Below are 1556 nucleotides of genomic sequence, written 5' to 3'. Positions count from 1 at the left end.
CCCCTTGTTAAACGCAGGCTATCATATGGACCGGTTTTGAGCCCATATGAAAGGCAGCGATACGGATGGCCACCAGTCCGGAGTCATCGACGCGAGCAGGACGGTACATCTCCCAGCCAACGGGGTACCGCGCCTTCATGCCTGCGCCGCTGCCGCCACAGCCCGCAGTCGACCTGACGGGTGAGTTGCCCGCGCTGCTGTCGGCGGCCGACCGCGCGATGGGGCGGCTGGACGGCTCCGTGCTGACGCTGCCGAACGCCGACCTCTTCGTCTTCATGTACGTGCGCAAGGAGGCGGTCCTCTCCAGCCAGATCGAAGGCACGCAGAGCTCGCTACAGGATCTGCTGTCGGCCGAAGCGCAACTCTTCGACGAGCACCTGCCTCGTGATGTGGACGAGGTGGTCAACTACGTGCGGGCGATGAACCACGGCCTCGCGAGGCTCCCGGACCTGCCGGTCTCGGTGCGGCTGATCCGCGAGATCCATGCGGAGCTGATGCGTGGCATGCGTGGTGGACGGCTTCAACCCGGCGAACTGCGGACCACCCAGAACTGGATCGGCCCGGCCGGCTGCACGCTGAACACTGCGGCCTTCGTGCCCCCGCCGCATCATGCCGTTCCGCAAGCGCTGGGCGACCTGGAGAAGTTCCTGCACGGGGACGACTCGCTGCCTCCGTTGGTGAAGATCGCGCTGGCCCATGTGCAGTTCGAGACCATCCATCCATTCCTGGACGGCAATGGCCGCGTCGGACGGCTGCTGATCACCTTCCTGCTGACCGAGGCGAGCGTGCTTCACAAGCCGGTGCTGTACCTGTCGCATTACTTCAAGCAACACCGCCAGTCGTACTACGAGCACCTGCAGGCCGTGCGCGACCACGGGGCATGGGAGGCCTGGCTCGCCTTCTTCCTGCGGGGAGTGATTTCGGTCGCTGGCGAGGCAGCAGAAACGGCGCGACGCATTCTCCAATTGCGCGAGCAGCATCGCACAGCCATCACCGAACAGCTCGGTCGCGCCGCCGGGAACGGCCACAAGGTGCTCGAATCGCTGTTCGACCGTCCGATCGTGTCGGTCAGCGACGTGCAGAAATTGACCGGCACCACCTATGCTGCGGCCAACGGTCTGGTTTCTCGCCTGATGAAGCTGAACGTGCTCAGCGAGATGACGGGCTACGCGCGCAACCGGCGCTTTCGCTACGCACCCTATATCGCCCTCTTCAACGACATGGGGCCGGGCGAGGACGCTCCACAGGGGGGCACATGACCAACGAAGTCTTCGCGCGGGTAAAGCGTGTAAAGATCGACGCGTTATTCACGGCACAGGGCTGGAACACACAGGACCCCAACGCCGTCCGCTACGAGGTGGTGCTGCCAGACAGCACTCGTGCCGACTACGTACTTTGCGACCGGCACGGTCGCTCGCTCGCCGTGATCGAGGCCAAGCGTTTCTAGGTCAGCCTTGGGGATGCCGCAGCCCAGGCCAAGACGTACGCACAGCATCTGGGGGAGTGGTGGCTCCGGTCGTTTGAACACGCACCCGGGGTGAGACAAGTGGATGGGC

The 1556-nt window shown here is 64.4% G+C and carries 2 protein-coding genes; both read left to right on the top strand.

Annotation, left to right across the window (positions count from 1 at the left end):
• Positions 1–137 precede the first annotated feature (137 nt).
• Positions 138–1259, top strand: coding sequence for a Fic family protein (locus ACOVRJ_RS08180; protein ID WP_422043393.1), 1122 nt, complete (start codon positions 138–140; stop codon positions 1257–1259).
• Positions 1256–1447 (top strand): hypothetical protein, encoded by a 192-nt coding sequence (locus ACOVRJ_RS08175; protein WP_422043392.1) that lies wholly within the window; start codon positions 1256–1258, stop codon positions 1445–1447. Before ACOVRJ_RS08180 ends, ACOVRJ_RS08175 begins: the two co-directional genes overlap by 4 nt.
• Positions 1448–1556: the final 109 nt, after the last annotated feature.

Origin of the sequence: Roseateles sp. (assembly GCF_049240545.1) — a bacterium.
In the GTDB taxonomy this organism is placed as follows: Bacteria; Pseudomonadota; Gammaproteobacteria; order Burkholderiales; family Burkholderiaceae_C; genus Paucibacter_A.
Note: the sequence above shows the minus strand (reverse complement) of the source record. Positions and strands in the feature narration are given on the sequence as shown.

Excerpts from the sequence above, each read along its gene's own strand:
- ACOVRJ_RS08175 (WP_422043392.1), top strand. The coding sequence starts at position 1,256 with ATGACCAACGAAGTCTTCGCGCGGGTAAAGCGTGTAAAGATCGACGCG.
- ACOVRJ_RS08180 (WP_422043393.1), top strand. The coding sequence starts at position 138 with ATGCCTGCGCCGCTGCCGCCACAGCCCGCAGTCGACCTGACGGGTGAG.